General features: G+C 58.8%; 14 protein-coding genes. 12 read left to right on the top strand and 2 right to left on the bottom strand.

Translation table 11 applies throughout. From position 1 onward, the window contains the following. Window positions 1-106: 106 nt before the first annotated feature. On the bottom strand, window positions 107-1,804 hold the full coding sequence (gene ltrA / locus MEB48_RS13030; protein ID WP_237884630.1) for a group II intron reverse transcriptase/maturase: 1,698 nt from the start codon (window positions 1,802-1,804) through the stop codon (window positions 107-109). A gap of 1,128 nt (window positions 1,805-2,932) precedes the next feature. Here ltrA and MEB48_RS13025 point away from each other — a divergent pair. From MEB48_RS13025 to MEB48_RS13015, 3 genes are read left to right on the top strand one after another with little or no spacing between them, the layout of a single operon-like run. Continuing rightward, entirely contained in the window at window positions 2,933-3,952 is a 1,020-nt protein-coding gene (locus MEB48_RS13025; RefSeq protein WP_237884629.1) for an aminoglycoside phosphotransferase family protein, read from the top strand. Further along, window positions 3,949-4,620, top strand: coding sequence for an N-acetylmuramate alpha-1-phosphate uridylyltransferase MurU (gene murU / locus MEB48_RS13020; RefSeq protein WP_237884628.1), 672 nt, complete (start codon window positions 3,949-3,951; stop codon window positions 4,618-4,620). Before MEB48_RS13025 ends, murU begins: the two co-directional genes overlap by 4 nt. Before the next feature lies 1 nt (window position 4,621). Further along, on the top strand, window positions 4,622-5,389 hold the full coding sequence (locus tag MEB48_RS13015) for a TerB family tellurite resistance protein (protein ID WP_237884627.1): 768 nt from the start codon (window positions 4,622-4,624) through the stop codon (window positions 5,387-5,389). 131 nt (window positions 5,390-5,520) lie between these two features. Here the strand turns inward: MEB48_RS13015 and MEB48_RS13010 are convergent, their stop codons facing one another. Next, on the bottom strand, window positions 5,521-6,513 hold the full coding sequence (locus tag MEB48_RS13010) for an alpha/beta hydrolase family protein (protein ID WP_237884626.1): 993 nt from the start codon (window positions 6,511-6,513) through the stop codon (window positions 5,521-5,523). A gap of 73 nt (window positions 6,514-6,586) precedes the next feature. On the opposite strand from MEB48_RS13010, the gene MEB48_RS13005 reads away from it, so the two are divergent. The 9 genes from MEB48_RS13005 (at window position 6,587) to trpE (ending at window position 17,949) form a co-directional block, all read left to right on the top strand. Beyond that, window positions 6,587-8,983 carry a PAS domain-containing sensor histidine kinase gene (locus MEB48_RS13005; RefSeq protein ID WP_237884625.1) on the top strand — a complete coding sequence of 799 codons (2,397 nt, stop codon included), beginning with the start codon at window positions 6,587-6,589 and terminating at the stop codon, window positions 8,981-8,983. 123 nt (window positions 8,984-9,106) lie between these two features. Beyond that, window positions 9,107-9,736 carry a response regulator gene (locus tag MEB48_RS13000; RefSeq protein WP_007936601.1) on the top strand — a complete coding sequence of 210 codons (630 nt, stop codon included), beginning with the start codon at window positions 9,107-9,109 and terminating at the stop codon, window positions 9,734-9,736. Window positions 9,737-10,123: 387 nt separating this feature from the next. Continuing rightward, window positions 10,124-11,248, top strand: coding sequence for an ABC transporter ATP-binding protein (locus tag MEB48_RS12995; protein ID WP_237884624.1), 1,125 nt, complete (start codon window positions 10,124-10,126; stop codon window positions 11,246-11,248). A gap of 46 nt (window positions 11,249-11,294) precedes the next feature. Next, window positions 11,295-12,338, top strand: coding sequence for an ABC transporter substrate-binding protein (locus MEB48_RS12990; protein ID WP_237884623.1), 1,044 nt, complete (start codon window positions 11,295-11,297; stop codon window positions 12,336-12,338). Window positions 12,339-12,538: 200 nt separating this feature from the next. Further along, window positions 12,539-13,786 carry an ABC transporter permease gene (locus tag MEB48_RS12985; RefSeq protein WP_237884622.1) on the top strand — a complete coding sequence of 416 codons (1,248 nt, stop codon included), beginning with the start codon at window positions 12,539-12,541 and terminating at the stop codon, window positions 13,784-13,786. 12 nt (window positions 13,787-13,798) lie between these two features. Next, on the top strand, window positions 13,799-14,623 hold the full coding sequence (locus MEB48_RS12980; protein WP_237884621.1) for an ABC transporter permease: 825 nt from the start codon (window positions 13,799-13,801) through the stop codon (window positions 14,621-14,623). A gap of 284 nt (window positions 14,624-14,907) precedes the next feature. Next, on the top strand, window positions 14,908-15,582 hold the full coding sequence (gene rpe / locus MEB48_RS12975; RefSeq protein ID WP_237884620.1) for a ribulose-phosphate 3-epimerase: 675 nt from the start codon (window positions 14,908-14,910) through the stop codon (window positions 15,580-15,582). Then, a complete protein-coding gene (locus MEB48_RS12970; protein WP_237884619.1) occupies window positions 15,579-16,397 on the top strand; it encodes a phosphoglycolate phosphatase in 819 nt (272 codons plus the stop codon). Before rpe ends, MEB48_RS12970 begins: the two co-directional genes overlap by 4 nt. Window positions 16,398-16,467: 70 nt before the next feature. Further along, window positions 16,468-17,949 carry an anthranilate synthase component I gene (gene trpE / locus MEB48_RS12965; RefSeq protein ID WP_237884618.1) on the top strand — a complete coding sequence of 494 codons (1,482 nt, stop codon included), beginning with the start codon at window positions 16,468-16,470 and terminating at the stop codon, window positions 17,947-17,949. Window positions 17,950-18,062: the final 113 nt, after the last annotated feature.

Genomic DNA, 18,062 nt, shown 5'->3' with positions numbered 1-18,062 from the left:
CGCCTCTCGATGGTCTGAAAGTTGGGTAGGAACAGACCATTTCTGGCCTGCTCCCCCCTAAAAACCGTACGTGCGCCTTTCAGCGCATACGGCTCAAGTCTTTTACCTAACCCCCGTAATCGGGAGCCGGTTTGTTCACTGTTAACCCACGAGCATGAAGCTGCTGGTGGCAAATGGGATGCAATAGTACCCGGTTGCTTAGCGAGTCACCACCGCCTTGTGAGCGATAAATGATGTGGTGGTCATGCCACCCTGTCTCCTTAGTTATGGGGTTTTTGCATAGTAGACACAGACCTTTTTGTGATTGAAACAAGCTTGATACTTGCCTGCGATATTTCAGTTTCCCGAGCATCCGGGACATCCGCAGTTTCTCGCCCATTTCCTCCATCGCGGGGTCGAACGGGTTGTATTCCCCGCTGATTTTTCTGTGTCTCTCGATCGGCGTAGCCTCCAGGGTGTATAGCCTGATCTCCTCTTTGACTTCAGCCTCTATCAGTGACGTGGTACAGAACACCCAGCTTCGCCCTTCGATAGGTTTGAAATATTTCTTCTTGATCCAATCGAGACTTTTATTCGGGTGTCGCCGTTTTGCCCAATGCCAAAGCGCCTTGAATATCTGGTAATCCATGCGACTGTACGCTTTCTTGGCTACCACGGGCTGGTGATACAGCGCCCAGCCTCGCAGTACGGGATTCAACAGGCGAATCAGATTCTCCTGTTTCACCGCCTTATTAGCGCTGATGACTTCCTTTACCTTGCGGTAGAACGCTTTCACGTTCTTTTTGCTTGGCTTGATCAGGAGCTTCCCTTTGTATTTGCGGAAATTCCATCCCAGAAAGTCGAAACCCTCATCTATGTGGACGACCCGGGTTTTCTCGAGTGAAAGCTGCAGTCCCCGTACTGAAAGGAACTGCTCCACCCAAGGTTTGATCTCGTTTTCCAATATCTCTTTCGAGCTACCAGTGATCACAAAATCATCCGCATATCGCACCACATTGATCTTCAGCTTCTTGGCCTTCGTCACGCCCAGATGTTGCTTGAGCTGTGTTTCCAGACCATCCAGCACCATGTTTGCCAAGGTGGGCGAAATAATCCCGCCCTGTGGCGTCCCGGCATCCGTTGCCTGTAGCTGGCCCTTATGAATCACGCCAGCCTTTAACCATTTCTGAAGAATCGCCTTGTCCATAGGGACGTGGGTGATCAACCAGTCGTGGTTGATGTGATCAAAGCAACCTTTGATATCCGCCTCCAATACCCATTGGGCCGAAACCCTCTTGGATAAACAGACGAACAACTGACCCATCGCATCCGCCGTTGAGCGTTCGATCCGAAAGCCGTAGCTGTTCGGATCACCGGTGGTTTCCGCAATGGGCGCCAGAGCCAGCAGATAAAGCGCCTGCATAGCCCTGTCAGTCATGGTCGGGATGCCCAGTGGACGCTCCGTCCCATTTGACTTCGGAATGAAGACACGCCGTAAAGGCCGTGGCTTGTATCCGTGGCGCTTCAACCCATTAGCCGCTTTCCATTTGGCATCGGGTGTATCCCAAAGCACGCGGTCGACTCCCGCCGTGCGCTTGCCCTGGTTTTCAGTGACTCGCCGTACAGCCAAGTATCTGGCCGAACGAGAGCGGGTCAGCATCCGTTGCAAGGCTTTCACCCTGCGCCATCGGCCTTCCCGACAAGCCTTCGCAATCCGTAGCTGCATTGCCCGAACGTTCCGCTGAACACGACACCAATCAATGTCATGCCACTGTTGCGGAATGTCGGAGGGCGCAGACACGGCCTTTAGGCTGTGTTCTATCATGCTGCCGTCCTCTCAAGTTTCCCCGAACAGAAGACGTACGCATCCCCTGACGGGGATGGACGTTCCCGTCAGGGTTGGATTAATAGGAGGCCAATACTGCTGGCCTCTAAGATCATTGAGACAGGTTCAGTCAGAGTTCATGCGACGAAAGACCACGCAGAAGTCTGCCCGGTTTCCCGTGGAGTAATGTCTCAACCCCTATCCGGACCATTACAGCCCGGCGTTCGCTTTCTCTGCGATCCCATACCCGCACAGCCAACAGCTCCCCTTGCGGTTCACCTGCCCGAAGGCAGCCATACGGGCTTACCACGTTCCCTGCCTGTCACACGACTGGGTTAGGGTCTGCCTTTCCACCGGGGGCGTTGCAGCGACGTATTCCCACATCCCACAGGAATATCCGACCCCATACCTTTTGGTTCATGCCTATCAGCAGTTTTGGCATGGTTATCCTTACGGTGTTTATCAGCAATTCACTTACGTTACCCTTACCAGCCAGCCTAGCGCCTCGACCCGGTTCTGCTCCGAGTGTCCACATCACGCTTCGCAGCGAAAATGCGCCCAAAAATTGGGGGCTACGTTGTCGGAAGAGCTTCATACCCCACCGTTACCAGTGACGCATGTCTTCCTAGGCTATCGTTGGTCGCACAACGAGTCCGCTGCTACCCTGCAAGCAAGATAGATGGACAATGACAGACAGAGCTTTCGCTCATGTCTCCGATGAGATGAGAGCAAGGACTGTCGGGGCAGCATGCTCTGTGAGATTGTTACCTCCTGTTTCTAGTGCAGGAGATAACCCCAGCGGGGATTGTCTTCCGCGTGGGTTGAGCCCTCAGGGGGCTTATGTATAAGGTGCACTCCAGAACCGGGAGAACCGATTCGGCGGTCGCACTACCGTGCTGAGCGACCTTGGGATTATGTCACCGCCGCTGCGGCAAGTCCTTGAAGACATTGGACTTCTGGGACGGTTTTGATTCTTGGGATTGGGTACCCAAGCTGTCGGTTTTCATCGAAAACCCTTCAAGATGACCTTACACCTCGAAGTATGGAGACACGCCACGCGTGTCGCACAAGATGTCGGATAATAAAGCATGACCCGCTTGACGGCTAGCGCCGTCGGAGACCCTTGCAATGCCTGATCAAGATGTACGCTTGCAACACCTGAAAGTTTGGCTCGATGAACAGTTGGCTATCCTCTTTGCAGAACAAGGCTGGGGCTCCGTGCCCGCGGCCACGTTGACCGCGGCCAGTAGCGACGCGAGTTTTCGACGTTATTTTCGCTGGGAAGGCGCAGGCCGAAGCTTCATCGTAATGGACGCGCCACCGCCCCAGGAAAACTGCAAACCCTTCGTGGATATTGCGTTTCTGCTGGCGAAATCCGGAATAAACGTGCCGAAAATTTATGCCGAAGACCTCGATCGTGGTTTTCTTTTGCTCAATGACCTGGGCAACAAGACTTATCTGGACGTGATCGACAGCGAAAATGCCGATGACTTGTTCAAAGATGCCCTGCAAGCGCTGCTGGCTTTCCAACAGTTACCGATGGTGGCGCCGCTGCCGAGTTATGACGTGGCTCTGCTGCGTCGCGAGCTGGAATTGTTTCCCGAGTGGTACGTGAAGCGCGAATTGGGCATTGAGTTCGATTCGGCGCAGCAAACGCTCTGGCAGCAGGTCAGCGACTTGCTGATCGATAGCGCTCTGGCTCAGCCTCAGGTCCTGGTGCATCGCGACTACATGCCGCGCAACCTGATGCTCAGCGAACCGAATCCCGGTGTGCTGGATTTCCAGGACGCGGTCTACGGCCCTGTGACCTACGACGTGACCTGCCTGTTCAAGGACGCCTTCCTCAGTTGGCCTGAAGAACGCGTGCGTGGCTGGCTGGAGGATTACTGGCAGCAAGCCGGCGCGCTCGACATTCCGGTTCAGCCAGACTTTGAAGACTTCCTGCGTGCCAGCGACCTGATGGGCGTGCAGCGACACCTGAAAGTCATCGGTATTTTCGCCCGCATCTGCCATCGCGATGGCAAGCCACGCTACCTCGGCGATGTGCCACGCTTCTTTGCTTATATAGACGCGGTCATCGCCCGTCGCCCTGAATTGGCGGAGCTGGGTGAATTGCTGGCCAGTCTGCGTGCCGGAGCGAATGAATGAAGGCAATGATTCTGGCGGCGGGTAAAGGCGAGCGCATGCGTCCGCTGACCCTGACCACGCCAAAACCACTGGTTCGCGCCGGCGGAGTGCCCTTGATCGAGTATCACCTGCGCGCCCTGGCGGCTGCAGGGTTCACCGACATTGTGATCAACCATGCCTGGCTCGGTCAGCAGATCGAAGATTTTCTGGGCGATGGCTCGCGGTATGGCGTGAGCATCCAGTATTCGGCGGAAGGTGAGCCGCTGGAAACAGGTGGTGGTATTTTCCGCGCGTTGCCGTTGCTGGGGGACGAGGCTTTTGTGGTGGTCAACGGTGACATCTGGACCGACTACGACTTCAGCGTGTTGCATCAGCCCATCGCCGGGCTCGCTCATTTGGTGCTGGCGGACAACCCGGCGCATCACCCGAGTGGAGATTTCACGTTGGTCGATGGCCATGTGCAGGACGGCCGGCCGGATACATCAACCCTGACCTACAGCGGCATCGCTGTGCTGCACCCGCAGCTGTTCGACGGTTGCTCGGCCGGTGCCTTCAAGCTTGCGCCGCTGTTGCGCAAAGCCATGGCCGACGGGCTAGTGACCGGCGAACGCCTGAATGGGCATTGGGTGGATGTCGGTACCCATGAGCGCCTGGCGGAAGTAGAAACTTTGATAGAAGCGAGACGCTGACATGTTGTGGCCAGGGACTCTGATTGGAGCCGGAGCGGGCTTTGCCATAGCCAGCATTCCGGGGGCCATGCTCGGCGCTTTGTTAGGACAGGCGCTGGACCGGCGCTTGCACCTGCAAAGCTGGGCGCATTTATGGGAAAAATTCGGTGGTCGCTCGGTGCTGCGCAACGATGAACTGCTGTTCGTGCTGCTGGGCCGTTTGGCCAAGAGTGATGGACGGGTAGTGGATGGCCACATCCAGCAGGCGCGGCAGGAAATGCGCTCGCTGGAGATGAACGAATCGGCGCAACGTCGGGCGATTGCGGCGTTCAATCGCGGTAAGTCGGGACATGACCGGTTGCGCGGTTATCTGCGACGCCTGAGTGCTCAACCCCATGCGGCGGAAGGTGTGTTGCGTGCCTGTTGGCGGATGGTCTGGGCCGACGGCCGCGCCGGTCGCAGTGAGCGCGAGCTGCTTACCCAATGGGGCAAATGGTTAGGATGGACGCGGCAACAGGTGCAGGCCCTGGCGGCTGACTATGAGCCGCAGAAACGCCCATTGGTCAGCGTTGCCGTGACTTATCAGGACGCACTGCGCTTATTGGGTGTGTCGGCGACCAGTGAGCCGGCGCAAATCAAGCGCGCCTATCGACGGCTGCTCAGTCGCCATCACCCGGACAAGATTGCCGGCAGCGGTGCGACGGCATTGCAGGTTCGTGAGGCCACGGATAAGACACGTGAGTTGCACACTGCCTATACGTTGATTCGCGAACGGCGGGATTTTCGTTAACAAGCAAGATTTGTGTCGCCAGTGCTATCGCCTTCGCGGGCAAGCCTCGCTCCTACAGATTATGTGATCGCCGCACACGACACAAAATCCGTAGGAGCGAGGCTTGCCCGCGAATGGGGCGACTCGGTCTATCAGTCCGCCACTGGTTGAGGATTCAACCAACCCCGCACCCGACGGACCAATTGCTCTTGTTCCGCCTTGGCATTCCCCGGCAGCGCCTTGAGCGAAACCTGACTGAATCCCGACGTTTTCAAGCGTTTGCTGGCCTGCAAACGTTCCAGCGCCGCGTTACGATCCGCCGGCTTATCCATATAGAAGATATCTGCGGTAGGCAGCTTCAAGGTGGATGTGAGCTCAGCCAACCCCGGCTTCGCCGTAACGGGCGTCTGGGCGGCGACCATCACCAACTTCTCGACTTGCGATGGCTGCTTCTCACTCAGATAACGCGCGGCCCAGTAAGCGCCGGTACCATGACCCAGCACGACAATACGGCGAACGCTTTGCAGTTCGGCGTAGGCGATGGCGGCGTCGATGCGGGCGAAGATTCGTTCGGCATCGGCTTTAGCCTGTTCTTCGGTGGTTTCGACGATGGCCTTGTCGGTCACTTCCGCTTCGCCGCCGGCCGCCTGTTCGATGGGCGCAGCGGTGGTTGAGTCTTTGCTGCCGGCATCAGGCGCTTTGGGCGCTGGCGCCACTTCGACGATCCGTGGCGCAATGGCTTCGCTTTGCAGGTCCGGCAAGGTGATACTCAGGCTGCTCCACTCGGCGTCTGGCAATTTGTGGCGCAATGGGCCGATTGCTTGCGGCCAGTCAGCGGTTTCGCCGGCGCCGGGGATGATAATCACCGCGCCTTTGGCTTCGGCGGTATTGGCCGGTTTCCACAAGGCGAGAAAACTGTCGGCACCCGCTTGCAGCCGTTGCTGTTCCTGCGCAGGGATTTTTCGCTCAAGTGCTGCCGCTTCTTCCTGACTACGCTCAAGCAACGGCTGACGTTCAGCCGGTTTTTCTTCTGCGGTTTTTTCCGCAGCGGCAGGTGCCGGGTCAGCCGCCTCGACGGAAAAGGCGCACGGCAGGATCAGCGACAGGCACAATGCTGGCAGTGCCAGGCGGTAGACAGGGGGCATCGGATATTCCAGGCCAGAAGATTTCCGGCAGCCTAATGGGTTGGTCAGTATTTGTCAGTGTGTGAGATTTTCGATGATACGTTTTCGCTGCCTGTGGGTTATCGGCTGTTTGTGGTTTCCCTTGATGGGCTGGGCGGCGCCCGCGCCACCGGCACACGTCGTGCACCTGTCGCCAGTGCAACAGCAATGGCTGGCGCAGCATGGCGAGTTGCGGGTCGGGGTGGTCTTGCAAACACCCTATGCTCAATACGATCGTCGTTTGCAGCGCCTGTCCGGGGTTAACGTCGAGCTGATGAAGTGGCTGGCCAAGGCGCTCAAGGTCGAGCTGAGCTGGCGCAATTATCCTGATCTTGCGCAACTGGAAGCCGCCGCACGTGAAGGCGACATCGATCTTGCGCCGGGGCTGACGCAAACCCCCGCGGGTTTGCGGCTCTGGCAATTTTCCGACCCTTACATGCGGGTGCCGCAGCTGGTGGTCAGCGGCCAGAAGAGCACCGGCGCGGTCGAACTGGAAAAACTCGACAGGCAGATCCGCGTCGCCGTGCGAATGCCCAGTGTCACCGCCGATTATCTGCGCAGCAATTATCCTCATCTGAACCTGCAAGGCGTGCCTCTGGAGCGCCAGGCGCTGCAACTGTTGTTGAGTCAGCAGGCCGGTTATGCCGTGGTCGATGAAGCGCAGTTCGGGCGTCTATCTGTCGAGCCCGAGTTTTCCGGGTTGGTAGTGGTAGGCGATATCGGTTTCCCGCAATTATTGCGAGTAGGCACGCGTCGGGACTGGCCGGAGTTGGCCGGCATCGTCGAAAGCGCGCTGCGGGCGATCCCGGCCAAGGATCTGGAGCAACTGCACAACCAATGGGTGCAACCCAAATATCCGCGACTGTCCGAGTCGCCGGGTTTCTGGCAGAACCTCTGCCTGCTCTTGGTGGTGTTGCTGCTGAGCAGCATGGCCATTGTGTTCTGGCAACGTCGTCAGCAACACAGTCTGGAGCAACGTTTGCTGGCGGCGCGCGAAGACATTGCCCTGCGCGAGGCCAGCGAAGAGGCCTTGCGTCTCACGCAGTTTTCCATCGATCAGAGCACCGTCGGCATCCTCTGGGTCAACTGGGACAGCCATGTGCGCTATGCCAACCGCGCGGCCGAAACCATGCTCGGCTACCCGGAGGGCGGGATCATTGATCGGCCGTTGATCGATTTCGAGCCCGGTTTGCACATGGACCGCTGGCTGAGCCTGTGGAAACGTGCCCGGGCCAGTGAAGAAGGGCCGCAAAGTTTCGAAACCAATTGCGTTCGAGCGGATGGCAGTATTCTGCCGGCGGATGTTTCGTTGAGCTTCTTGCGGTTTCGCGGTGGCGAATACCTGGTGGTTTACCTCAATGACGTCACCGAGCGTCGTCGCGCTCTGGCGGCATTGCAGGAAAGCGAGGCGAGGCTGCAAGGGATCGCGGCCAACGTCCCCGGCCTGGTTTTTCGTCTGGAGCGTGCGCCGGTGACCGGGCAGATCGACTTTGCCTACATCAGTGAAGGCAGCGAGAGCCTGGTGGGGTACTCGCCGGCCACTTTGGCCCATCGGGACAAAGGCCTGCGCAGTCTGGTGCATCCGGACGACAAGGCCAGTTATCACCAGACTCAGGATCATGCGCTGGATACCGACAGTGACTGGTCGTGGCAGGGACGGATTCTGACTCGTCAGGGCGAACAGCGTTGGGCGGAGATCAAAGCCATCACCCGCCGGCTCGAAGACGGCGCCTATGTCTGGGACGGGATCGTCTGGGACATCACCGAGAGCAAGCGCATCGAACTGGAGCTGGCCAGCTCCCGCGAGCAATTGCGTGAGTTGTCCGCGCACCTGGAGAGCGTGCGGGAAGAGGAAAAGGCCCGGATTGCCAGGGAAGTTCATGACGAACTGGGTCAGATGTTGACTGTGCTCAAGCTGGAAACATCCATGTGTGAGCTGGCTTATGCCCAGCTCGATCCGGGGCTGCACGAGCGTTTGAACAGCATGAAGCGTTTGATCGCTCAGCTGTTTCAACTGGTGCGCGATGTGGCCACGGCGCTACGGCCGCCGATTCTCGATGCCGGAATCGCTTCGGCCATTGAGTGGCAGGCCCGGCGGTTCGAGGCGCGCACGCAGATCCCGTGCCTGGTGCAGGTGCCGGATAACCTGCCGGTGCTCAGCGATGCCAAGGCCATCGGGTTGTTCCGGATTCTTCAGGAAGCGCTGACCAATGTCATGCGCCACGCCCAGGCGCATACTGTTGAACTGACGCTGGCCCTTGAGGGCGGTGAACTCTGTCTGACTGTCAGCGATGATGGCGTAGGATTTGTCGCTGCCCCTGGCAAGCCGACATCCTTTGGCGTGGTTGGCATGCGTGAGCGGGTGTTGATCATGGGCGGGCAGTTGTCGCTTGAGAGTGAGCCGGGGGAGGGGACGACCCTGAGTGTGCGAGTGCCGCTGGATGAGGCCTGATGGTTTTGTGTTGTTTGAGCTGGCGCCTTCGCGGGCAAGCCCGCTCCTACAGGGGTAACCATAGATGGAGCGAGCTTGCTCGCGATAGATCTTGGCTCTGACATAAGAAGAATGGAGAAGAACGTGATCCGTGTACTGGTAGCCGAAGACCACACCATCGTTCGCGAAGGCATCAAGCAATTGATCGGCCTGGCCAAGGACTTGCTGGTGGTAGGGGAGGCGAGCAATGGCGAGCAGTTACTCGACACCTTGCGCCATGTTCCGTGCGAAGTGGTGTTGCTGGATATCTCCATGCCCGGGGTCAACGGCCTGGAAGCGATTCCACGGATTCGCGCCTTGAACAATCCCCCGGCGATTCTGGTGTTGTCGATGCACGACGAAGCGCAAATGGCCGCACGGGCATTAAAGGTCGGCGCTGCAGGCTATGCGACCAAGGACAGCGATCCGGCATTGCTGCTGACGGCAATCCGCAAAGTCGCGGCGGGCGGGCGATACATCGATCCGGACCTGGCCGACCGCATGGTCTTCGAGGTTGGCCTGACCGATGCGCGACCGTTGCACTCGTTGCTGTCGGAGCGTGAATTCTCAGTGTTTGAACGGCTGGCCCAAGGCGCCAACGTCAACGACATCGCCCAGCAACTGGCCCTGAGCAGCAAAACCATCAGTACCCACAAGGCACGGCTGATGCAAAAACTCAACATCACCTCCCTGGCCGAACTGGTGAAGTACGCGATGGAACACAAACTCCTCTGACACACCCAATCCCACTGATTCACTGCAATCCAATGTGGGAGCGGGCTTGCTCGCGAAGGCGGGCTACCTGTCGATACATGCGTTGAATGACACACCGCCTTCGCGAGCAAGCCCGCTCCCACAGGGAATCTCCTTTGAACATCCAATCGTGGGCATATCCAATAACGACACCCCTTACGCATAGCTTTTTGCCTGTTTTTGCGGCTTGCAGCTCACCGCCTGTCGCGATCCCGAGTCTACATATCCATCCCCGCCATCCTTGTAGGGCAATCCCTACCCACAACCTTCCATCCGGCTGAGGCGATTCTCTCCTGTGCCCCGATTTGCGTGGCTCCCAGCGTCCACTAGGCTTAGTCCACAGCAGTCATCAATAACAAAGGTGTGGGTATGAGCCAGGTTGATTCAAGCGCAGGGGCCAGCGATATTCTGGTCAGCTTTCGTGGAGTGCAAAAGAGCTACGACGGCGAGAACCTGATCGTCAAAGACCTCAACCTGGATATTCGCAAAGGCGAATTCCTCACCTTGCTCGGGCCGTCCGGCTCCGGCAAGACCACCAGTCTTATGATGCTCGCCGGTTTCGAAACGCCGACTGCCGGGGAGATTCAACTGGCTGGGCGTTCCATCAACAACGTGCCGCCGCATAAACGTGACATCGGCATGGTGTTCCAGAACTATGCGTTGTTCCCGCACATGACCGTGGCCGAGAACCTGGCGTTCCCGCTGACCGTGCGTGGTTTGAACAAGAGTGATGTCAGTGACCGGGTCAAACGTGTTTTGAGCATGGTTCAGCTCGACGCCTTCGCCCAGCGCTATCCGGCGCAACTGTCCGGCGGTCAGCAGCAGCGTGTGGCCCTGGCCCGTGCGTTGGTGTTCGAACCGCAGCTGGTGCTGATGGACGAACCCCTCGGCGCACTGGACAAACAACTGCGCGAACACATGCAGATGGAAATCAAACACCTGCACCAGCGCCTCGGCGTGACTGTGGTCTACGTGACCCACGACCAGGGCGAAGCCCTGACCATGTCCGATCGTGTGGCGGTGTTCCACCAGGGTGAGATTCAGCAGATCGCGCCGCCGCGCTCCCTCTATGAAGAACCGAAAAACACCTTCGTCGCCAACTTTATCGGCGAGAACAATCGCCTCAACGGTCGTTTGCACAGTCACACCGGCGATCGCTGCGTGGTTGAGCTCGGTCGCGGTGAAAAGGTTGAAGCCCTGGCGGTCAACGTCGGCAAGACCGGCGAACCCGTCACGCTGTCGATTCGTCCGGAGCGCGTGAGCCTCAATGGCTCGAGCGAGTCCTGCGTCAACCGCTTCTCAGGGCGGGTGGCGGAATTCATCTATCTGGGCGACCACGTCCGGGTTCGCCTGGAAGTCTGCGGCAAGACCGACTTCTTTGTGAAACAACCGATTGCCGAGCTCGATCCCGCGCTGGCGGTTGGCGACGTGGTACCGCTTGGCTGGCAGGTCGAACACGTTCGCGCGCTCGACCCACTTCTAGAGGCGCATTGATCGCCCCCGCTTCACCAACACTAACCCTGCAGTTGGAGAACAATAAATGTTGAGATCCCTGAAATTCACAGCCCTGGTCGTAGGCATGATGGGTGCGGCGCACGCGATGGCGGCGGGCCCGGACCTGACCGTGGTGTCCTTTGGCGGGGCAAACAAGGCGGCGCAGGTCAAAGCCTTCTACGCACCGTGGGAAGCGGCGGGCAACGGCAAAATCATCGCTGGCGAATACAACGGCGAGATGGCCAAGGTCAAAGCCATGGTCGACACCAAGAGTGTGTCTTGGGATCTGGTGGAAGTTGAATCGCCAGAGCTGTCCCGTGGTTGCGACGAAGACATGTTCGAGCAGCTCGATCCTGCGCTGTTCGGCAAGACCGAAGATTACGTCAAAGGTGCTATCCAGCCGTGCGGCGTAGGCTTCTTCGTGTGGTCGACGGTGTTGGCCTACAACGCCGACAAACTGGCTTCCGCTCCGACCAGCTGGGTGGATTTCTGGGACACCAAGAAATTCCCGGGCAAGCGCGGCCTGCGTAAAGGCGCCAAGTACACCCTGGAATTCGCACTGATGGCTGACGGCGTTGCGCCCAAAGACGTCTACAAAGTACTGGCCGGCAAGGATGGTCAGGACCGTGCGTTCAAGAAACTCGATGAGCTCAAACCAAGCATCCAATGGTGGGAAGCCGGCGCACAACCGCCGCAATACCTCGCCTCCGGCGACGTGGTCATGAGCTCGGCCTACAACGGCCGGATCGCGGCGGTACAGAAAGAAAGCAACCTGAAAGTGGTGTGGAACGGCGGTATCTACGACTTCGACGCATGGGCGATACCAAAAGGTCTGGATAAGACCCGTGCCGAAGCGGCGAAAAAGTTCATCGCCTTTACTGTGCAACCACAACAGCAGAAGACCTACTCGGAAAACATCGCCTACGGCCCGGCCAACACCCAAGCCGTGCCATTGCTGTCCAAGGATGTTCTGAAGGATATGCCGACTACCCCGGAAAACATCGCCAACCAGGTGCAGATCGACGTCAGCTTCTGGGCTGACAACGGCGAGCAACTGGAGCAGCGCTTCAATTCCTGGGCTGCAAAATAAGACCACGCCACACGGGACGATGGTTCACCGGATGATCGTTCCCACGCTCTGCGTGGGAATGCCGCCCGGGACGCTCCGCGTCCCTGTGACGCAGAGCGTCACTGGATGCGTTCCCACGCAGAGCGTGGGAACGATCAGCACCAAAAGTTCGAGGCGGCGTTTGCCACCTTTGCAATGACCAAAGATTTCCGGAGTACGCCATGGCCATCGCCATTCCCGTGAATGCGGGCACCGACCCCACCCTGAAGCAGCGGCTCAAGCATGCCGAGCGGGTCAACCGCTGGAAAGCACAAGCCTTGATCGCGCCATTGGTGCTGTTTCTGTTGCTGGTGTTTCTGGTGCCGATCGTGGCGCTGCTCTACAAAAGCGTCGGTAACCCGGAAGTGGTCGGCGCGATGCCGCGCACCGTGGCGGCCATTGCCAGTTGGGATGGCCGCGGCCTGCCGGCAGAGCCTGTGTACAAGGCCGCCAGCGAAGACCTCGCCGAAGCCCGCAAGAATCAGACCTTGGGCGATTTGTCCAAACGCTTGAACATGGAGTTGGCCGGCTACCGCAGCCTGCTGACCAAAACCGCCCGCGCCTTGCCGTTCGCGACTGAACCGACTTCTTATAAAGAAGCACTGGAAGCGCTGGACGAGCGTTGGGGCGATCCGGCCTATTGGCAGGTCGTGCGCCGCAATACCAGCAACGTGACGCCTTATTACCTGCTGGCGGCCGTCGATCATCGCATTGACGACCTCGGCGAAATCGCTCCGGCCACCCCCGATCAGGCGATTTACCTCGACATCTTCGCCCGGACTTTCTGGATGGGCCTGATCATTACCGTGATCTGCCTGGTACTGGCTTATCCGTTGGCCTACCTGCTGGCGAACCTGCCATCGCGGCAAAGCAACCTGCTGATGATTCTGGTGCTGTTGCCGTTCTGGACCTCGATTCTGGTGCGGGTCGCCGCGTGGATCGTGTTGCTGCAATCGGGTGGCTTGATCAACAGCGGCCTGATGGCCATGGGCATTATCGATAAGCCGCTGGAGCTGGTGTTCAACCGCACCGGGGTCTACATCTCGATGGTGCACATCCTGCTGCCGTTCATGATTCTGCCGATCTACAGCGTGATGAAAGGCATTTCGCCGACCTACATGCGGGCAGCGATTTCCCTTGGCTGCCACCCGTTCGCCAGTTTCTGGCGGGTGTACTTCCCGCAAACCTATGCCGGTGTCGGCGCCGGTTGCCTGTTGGTGTTCATCCTCGCCATCGGCTACTACATCACCCCGGCGTTGCTGGGCAGTCCGAACGATCAGATGGTCAGTTATTTCGTCGCCTTCTACACCAACACCAGCATCAACTGGGGTATGGCGACCGCACTCGGTGGGCTGTTGCTGCTGGCGACCGTGGTGCTTTATCTGATTTACAGCTGGCTGGTGGGCGCCAGTCGCCTGCGCCTGAGCTAAGGGGAGAATGAAATGCTAAGTCCTTATATGTCGCCCATCGAACGGGTGTGGTTCTACAGCTTGCGGATTCTCTGCGGCTTGATTCTGTTGTTCCTGATCCTGCCGGTGCTGGTGATCATTCCGCTGTCGTTCAATTCGGGGAGTTTTTTGGTCTATCCGTTGCAAGGTTTCTCGCTGCACTGGTACCAGGATTTCTTTGCCTCGGCAGAATGGATGCGTTCATTGAAGAACAGCCTCATCGTCGCCCCGGCAGCGACCGTGTTGGCAATGATTTTCGGCACGCTGGCGGCGATCGGCCTGACCCGGGGCGATTTCCCGGGCAAGGCGCTAGTCATGGCGCTGGTGATTTCGCCGATGGTGGTGCCGGTGGTGATCATTGGTGTGGCCAGTTATCTGTTTTTTGCACCATTGGGATTGGGCAACAGCTTTTTCTCGCTGATCGTGGTGCATGCGGTATTGGGTGTGCCGTTTGTGATCATCACGGTATCGGCGACCTTGCAGGGTTTTAACCAGAATCTGGTGCGGGCCGCTGCAAGCCTGGGGGCTTCGCCGCTGACCGCGTTTCGTCGGGTGACATTGCCATTGATTGCGCCGGGTGTGATTTCCGGTGCGCTGTTTGCCTTTGCCACCTCATTTGATGAAGTAGTAGTGACGCTGTTCCTTGCAGGTCCGGAACAAGCGACCTTGCCTCGGCAGATGTTCAGCGGCATCCGCGAAAACCTCAGCCCGACGATCGCCGCTGCCGCGACGCTGCTGATCGCGTTCTCGGTGATCCTGTTGCTGACCCTGGAATGGCTGCGCGGGCGCAGCGAAAAACTGCGTACCGCGCAGGTCTGAAATTACACACCGCTCAAAATGTGGGAGCGGGCTTGCTCGCGAAGGCGGTGGAACATTCGACATACACGTCGGCTGACACACCGCTTTCGCGAGCAAGCCCGCTCCCACAGGTGTTTTGTGTGGTTTTCAGGATCGGCGGTCATTCTTGCTGAGCGCCGTCGATATCGAGAAGATCTACCGAGCGGCCTATCAGGATCGGTCCCAATCATCGCAGCACGGTGCGCGGGTCAAAGCATGAGGTATACAATGCGCGCCATCGTGATTCTGCTCAGAAAAGGTGCGTCATGCAGCCCTTCGTCATTGCTCCGTCGATTCTCTCCGCCGATTTCGCCCGCCTGGGCGAGGAAGTGGACAACGTCCTGGCCGCCGGCGCCGACTTCGTGCACTTCGATGTCATGGACAACCACTACGTACCCAACCTGACCATCGGCCCGATGGTGTGCTCTGCGCTGCGCAAGTATGGCGTGACCGCGCCGATCGACGCGCACCTGATGGTCAGCCCGGTGGATCGCATCGTCGGCGACTTCATCGAGGCCGGTGCGACCTACATTACTTTCCACCCGGAAGCCACGCAGCACGTCGACCGCTCCCTGCAACTGATCCGCGAAGGCGGCTGCAAGGCCGGCCTGGTGTTCAACCCGGCGACCCCGCTGGACGTGCTCAAGTACGTGATGGACAAGGTCGACATGGTGTTGCTGATGAGCGTCAACCCAGGCTTCGGCGGGCAGAAGTTCATTCCCGGTACCCTCGACAAGCTGCGTGAAGCGCGGGCGCTGATCGATGCTTCCGGACGTGACATTCGCCTGGAAATCGATGGTGGCGTGAACGTGAACAATATTCGCGAAATCGCTGCTGCTGGCGCCGATACCTTCGTGGCCGGCTCGGCGATCTTCAATGCGCCGAACTACCAGGAAGTGATTGAAAAAATGCGCTCCGAACTGGCGCTGGCTCGCCCATGAGTGGTTTTGAGCAGCTGTTCCCCGGGCGTCTGCCGCGGCTGGTGATGTTCGATCTGGATGGCACGCTGGTCGATTCGGTCCCTGATCTCGCGGCGGCTGTGGATAACATGCTGCTCAAACTCGGGCGTCAACCTGCCGGTATCGAACCGGTGCGAGAGTGGGTTGGCAACGGCGTGCACATGCTGGTGCGCCGGGCCTTGGCCAACCACATCGACGGCGAGGGTGTCGATGAGGTCGAGGCCGAGCATGCCCTGGAGTTGTTCAACGGCTTTTATGAGGACGGTCACGAGCTGACGGTGGTGTACCCCGGCGTGCGTGACACCCTCAAGTGGCTGAACAAACAAGGCGTCGAAATGGCGCTGATCACCAACAAGCCGGAGCGCTTCGTCGCGCCGCTGCTGGATCAGATGAAGATCGGCCGCTACTTCAAATGGATCATCGGTGGCGACACTTTGCCGAAGAAAAAGCCTGACCCGGCTGCGCTGTTTTTCGTGATGAAAATGGCCAACATTCCGGCGTCGCAATCGTTGTTCGTCGGCGACTCGCGCAGCGATGTGCTGGCGGCGAAAGCGGCGGGGGTCAAATGCGTGGCCCTCAGTTATGGCTATAACCACGGTCGGCCGATTGCCGAAGAATCGCCGGCGCTGGTGATCGATGATCTGCGCAAATTAATTCCCGGTTGCCTGGATCCGGCCGCTGAGATAACGTTGCCCGACGCTGTTCAACCCCCTCCTGGAAACGCCATCGTGGTGGTCACTCGCAAACTCTGGATGAAAGTCATCAAGGCCCTGGCCCGCTGGCGTTGGCGCGCCTGACTTGTTCCTGGCCGGCGTACCGGCGCGTTTGCACACCTGACCGTTAGACCCTCAAGCCACGAGGCACCTCATGATCCGCGAAGAATTCCTGCGTTTGGCCGCTGCCGGCTACAACCGCATCCCCCTGGCCTGCGAAACCCTGGCCGACTTCGACACGCCGCTGTCGATCTACCTGAAGCTGGCCGACGAGCCGAACTCCTATCTGCTGGAGTCGGTGCAGGGCGGCGAGAAATGGGGCCGTTATTCGATCATCGGCCTGCCGTGCCGCACCGTGCTGCGGGTTCATGATCACCACGTCAGCGTGACCCATGACGGCGTCGAGATCGAAACCCACGACGTTGAAGACCCGCTGGCCTTTGTCGAAGCCTTCAAGGCGCGCTACAACGTGCCGACGATCGCCGGTCTGCCGCGCTTCAATGGCGGTCTGGTGGGCTACTTCGGTTATGACTGCGTGCGTTATGTGGAGAAGCGTCTGGGCAAATGCCCGAACCCCGATCCATTGGGCGTGCCAGACATTCTGCTGATGGTGTCCGACGCGGTGGTGGTGTTCGATAACCTCGCCGGCAAAATGCACGCGATCGTCCTGGCTGATCCGTCGCAGGAAGACGCTTTCGAGCAAGGTCAGGCGCGCTTGCAAGCGCTGCTGGAACAACTCCGTCAGCCGATCACCCCGCGCCGTGGCCTGGATTTCAGCAAGCAGCAATCGGCTGATCCGGTGTTCCGCTCGAGCTTCACCCAGAACGATTACGAAAAAGCCGTCGACACCATCAAGGAGTACATCCTGGCCGGTGACTGCATGCAGGTTGTGCCGTCCCAGCGTATGTCGATCGACTTCAAGGCTGCGCCTATCGATCTGTACCGGGCGCTGCGCTGCTTCAACCCGACGCCTTATATGTATTTTTTCAACTTCGGTGACTTCCACGTCGTCGGTAGTTCGCCGGAAGTACTGGTACGGGTCGAAGACAACCTGATCACCGTGCGCCCGATCGCCGGCACCCGTCCGCGAGGTGCCAATGAAGAGGCTGACGTGGCCCTGGAAAAAGACCTGCTGTCGGACGACAAGGAAATCGCCGAGCACTTGATGCTGATCGATCTGGGTCGCAATGACACCGGTCGCGTTTCGGAGATCGGTTCGGTGAAACTCACCGAGAAGATGGTTATCGAGCGTTACTCCAACGTGATGCACATCGTGTCCAACGTCACCGGTCAATTGAAGGCTGGGCTGACGGCCATGGATGCACTGCGGGCGATCCTGCCGGCGGGCACCTTGTCCGGTGCGCCGAAGATTCGCGCGATGGAAATCATCGACGAACTGGAACCGGTCAAGCGTGGCGTCTACGGCGGCGCGGTCGGTTATTTTGCCTGGAACGGCAACATGGACACCGCGATTGCGATCCGCACCGCAGTGATCAAGAACGGCGAACTGCACGTGCAGGCCGGTGGCGGCATCGTCGCCGACTCGGTGCCGGCGCTGGAATGGGAAGAAACCCTGAACAAGCGCCGCGCCATGTTCCGCGCGGTGGCCCTGGCCGAACAGACGCCGGACAACTAAGTACGCAAAACCTGTGGGAGCGGCGATCCGGCGATCTGACTTGCTCGCGAAAGCGGTGTATCAGGCGACATTAATGTTGACTGTGCTGCCGTCTTCGCGAGCAAGTCGGATCG

The sequence above is a fragment of the Pseudomonas sp. PGPR40 genome (assembly GCF_022014505.1).
GTDB lineage: Bacteria > Pseudomonadota > Gammaproteobacteria > Pseudomonadales > Pseudomonadaceae > Aquipseudomonas.
Note: the sequence above shows the minus strand (reverse complement) of the source record. Positions and strands in the feature narration are given on the sequence as shown.